Source organism: Rhodococcus sp. (in: high G+C Gram-positive bacteria) (assembly GCF_049299235.1).
In the GTDB taxonomy this organism is placed as follows: Bacteria; Actinomycetota; Actinomycetes; order Mycobacteriales; family Mycobacteriaceae; genus Rhodococcus.
In genome coordinates this window covers 1-3237 of sequence record NZ_JBAQXC010000194.1, presented here as the reverse complement: position 1 = coordinate 3237, position 3237 = coordinate 1, and the positions used below count along the sequence as shown (strand labels likewise).

Genomic DNA, 3237 nt, shown 5'->3' with positions numbered 1-3237 from the left:
CCGGTTGGTCGTACCCGACGCCGCGACCGACGCCGACCCCGATCACCCGCTGTACGGGCAGAATGTGGTGTTCACCGGTGGGCTGGCGTCGATGACCCGGCAGACCGCGATGGACGCGATCGCCCGCTGCGGTGCCACCGCAGCGAAATCGGTCACCCGCCGCACCACCTTGCTGGTGATCGGCGACGGGTTCACCGGCGACGATCCGGCCGCGTTCACCACCAGCAAAGCCACCCGGGCGGTGGAGCTGCGCGCCCAGGGCATTCACGTCGAAGTGCTCACCGAAACCGACCTGCTCGAACTCCTCGGCCCGGACACCCCGACCGGCGGACAACGCACCCCCGCACCGTCTTCACACCACCGCACCCGGACCGGTGGGCTTCCCCCGGCCCCGGCCCCGGCCCCGGCCGCGCCAGCGAACCGTACTGGCGGTGGATGGAAGCCTCCCTCGCCGCCGAGCGCCGCGCACGCGGTGGTGAGCCCTGCCGGGTCTGCGGCAGCGTGATCGACGCGGCTGCGCCGTGGCAGCATCGGGATCGGCAGGTGTGCGGGAGCAGCTGCAACACCACGTTGATCCGGCGGTGGAAGCGCGCACTGGGTGCCGGGGTGTTGCCCGAGTACGTCGAACCGGTGGCCGCGGGTGTCTTGGCGGAGTGCGCTCGTCCGCCGGTGGTGTTCGGGATCGATGCGGATGCGGAGTTTCCGCGTCAGCACGGTCGCTGGCCGAAGGCCGGGGACATCATCGTGCGGTTCGATCTGACCACGCGTTATCACCGGCTGCCGCAGCCGGGCACAGGAGATGTTCCGGGGTGGTGCGGCAGGTGATCGGCGAGGTCGGCGGCCCGGAGCGGGTGCTGCTGGTGACGTGCGATCAGTACCCGGCGTGGGGGTTGCATTTCATCGACGAGCTCGGCCGCCCGGCCGCGGTAGCGTTGGGGAAGTACTATGTCGGCGGCATCGAGTATCCCGAGTGGTCCGCGGCGCCGTCCGGGTTGCGGTTCGAGCGGGAGTTGATCAGCGACGTCGACGAGGACGGCTACGAATACCGGTGGGAAGCGCACGTCTTCGCCCATGGTCCGGTCGAGGCGGTGTGGACACCGGCACGTGAGCGGCTCAGCGCCCGCCGCAAAGCCGTGACCGCCGCGGCGGCGGCGTATCGGAAGGCCGCCGAGAAGGCCGGGGTCGAGGAAGGTGAGGTCGGGCCGGTGTATCCGCCGGACGTGTTCGGGCGGGACTGCTGGGTGTGCCGGATCTGCTCCGAGCCGCTGGATCCGGATGCGAACCCGCGCACGAGAGAAGCTCCGATCCTGCACTATCTCGTCCCGGTATCCGCCGGCGGGGACCACCTCGACGGCAATGTTGTTGCTGCGCATCGCCGTTGTGTCCGGGCCTGCGCGCCGGGAAGTCGCTGATCCGGCCGGGCCGGATGGCCGGTCGATCCCGGAATCGGGCGAGGGACACCCCGAAAGCCCTCGAGCAGTACCGCTCCGGTGAGATCGACGACTCCTGCACACCGGTGCCGTCCTCGTGACATCCGAGGTTTTCCAAGCGCGACCAGCATCGGGGACGGTTCGCCGAATCCGATGCGGTACGCCGCGTCAGTCAATGCCATCGCAGATTGCGGCAGCCAGGGTATTCGTGCAGATGGTGCGGCTGTCGATGTATCTGCACCAGGTGCGGTCGGGCCGTGAGGCCTTCTGTTCTGGTCGATCGACACGAATCTGGCCTGGGCATCGCGAACTGCCACGGTCAGGTCCTGTTGCACTGCCATCGACCCATTCGCCGGCGAAGCGCGCTCGTGACCGTGCCCTACGTGATGCTCGAGGCCCTGTTTCGTTCACCGTGCGCGGTGGTCCGGGAATTGAACGAGTTCGCCGGTACACACTGCAGGTGTGGTGCACCCACCACAAGGTGGTGCCCGCAGGGCCGACGTTGTCGAAGGCAATCTCGGGGCGGTCATCGGCCGTGAGGTCCCCGAGAAGAAGCGCGGCCCTGCCGGCGAGCGACACTCGATGTCCGTTCGGTAGTCGTCCAACGATGGCGACGGCCGCGGCGCGTGAAGGAACGACGCGGACCGCGCACGTTTCGATCAGACGGTGGACCTGGACGAAGCACGTGCAGCGGCCCGCAGCCCGAAACGATACGTCGGGTACCGCGCACCAACGCGGAGAACCACTGCGACACGCGCGGACAGCGGTGACCAGCAAGCATCGCCACCGAAGACGATGCACTGGTCTGGGCACCTCTGCACACCCGCATGCGCCACCACGGCTCTGGACTGCTGCGTTGAGGTCGTACCCGGCATCCGGGGTCGCCGATCGCCGCCCGGGCTCTGCTGCTATCCGGGCAACATCGACGCCAGCGACGATGCCGCATCATCGGCACCTCACCCGGCAACACCCTCGTCCTCACCCCGGTAGTCCCCGCGTGTGCGGGGCGTATCCACTGTCTTCGGCTATCCGTCAAATACATCATCGGATGATCTCCGCGTGTGCGGAGCGTTCAGGCAATCACTGCGATTCCTCTATGAATCCTCGGATAATCCCCGCGCGTGCGGGGCGGCTCGCACCGCCGTCTCGTGCGTGTTCGAACTTCGAGGGTCGATCCCCGCGTGTGCAGGGCGCTGCATCTGGTGGCAGAGGATGTCACGACGCTCGCGGGACGATCCCCGCGCGTGCGGGGCGTTGCGGATCATCTGGCGTGCCAGTCGATGCTCACCGGGGCGATCCCCGCGCGTGCGGGGCGTTGGTCGGCGAGGCATCGGAAGACCGAGGCCTCAAGGGGCGATCCCCGCGCGTGCGGGGCGTTGCATCATGTCGACTGATCCTTCGCGTCTCTCACCGGGCGATCCCCGCGCGTGCGGGGCGTTGTGGATGTCGGCCTCCCATAGGTTGAGATCGTAGGGGCGATCCCCGCGCGTGCGGGGCGTTGCCTTGTTGTCGACCAGCACCCAGCCTGTGCCGCGGGCGATCCCCGCGCGTGCGGGGCGTTGGCGACTGCCTCTCAAAAAGGTGATCAAGACAAGGGACGATCCCCGCGCGTGCGGGGCGTTGAGGATCAGGGCACGGTCGATAGCCCGAGCCTTGGGGCGATCCCCGCGCGTGCGGGGCGTTGCCACCGTCGGCGAGGACACAGCCGTAGCCGCAGGGGCGATCCCCGCGCGTGCGAGGCGTTGGGTGGTGATGCTCGCCCGCCGCTGGAAGGGGCGGGGCGATCCCCGCGCGTGCGGGGCGTTGA

At 68.8% G+C, this 3237-nt stretch carries 3 protein-coding genes and 1 CRISPR repeat array; all 3 genes read left to right on the top strand.

What is annotated here, in order from left to right; genetic code table 11:
* Positions 1 to 505: BRCT domain-containing protein (locus WAX14_RS11775; RefSeq protein WP_422628244.1), on the top strand; the 505-nt coding region annotated here is incomplete at its 5' end.
* Positions 436 to 825, top strand: coding sequence for a hypothetical protein (locus WAX14_RS11770; protein WP_422628245.1), 390 nt, complete (start codon positions 436 to 438; stop codon positions 823 to 825). The genes WAX14_RS11775 and WAX14_RS11770, both read left to right, overlap by 70 nt.
* Positions 810 to 1412, top strand: coding sequence for an HNH endonuclease (locus tag WAX14_RS11765; protein ID WP_422628243.1), 603 nt, complete (start codon positions 810 to 812; stop codon positions 1410 to 1412). Before WAX14_RS11770 ends, WAX14_RS11765 begins: the two co-directional genes overlap by 16 nt.
* A 1186-nt stretch (positions 1413 to 2598) precedes the next feature.
* Positions 2599 to 3236: direct repeats of the CRISPR family, unit length 28 nt; unit sequence GGGCGATCCCCGCGCGTGCGGGGCGTTG.
* Between the last annotated feature and the right edge of the window lies 1 nt (position 3237).

Coding starts and splice junctions, on each gene's coding strand:
- WAX14_RS11770 (WP_422628245.1), top strand. CDS start 436: ATGGAAGCCTCCCTCGCCGCCGAGCGCCGCGCACGCGGTGGTGAGCCC.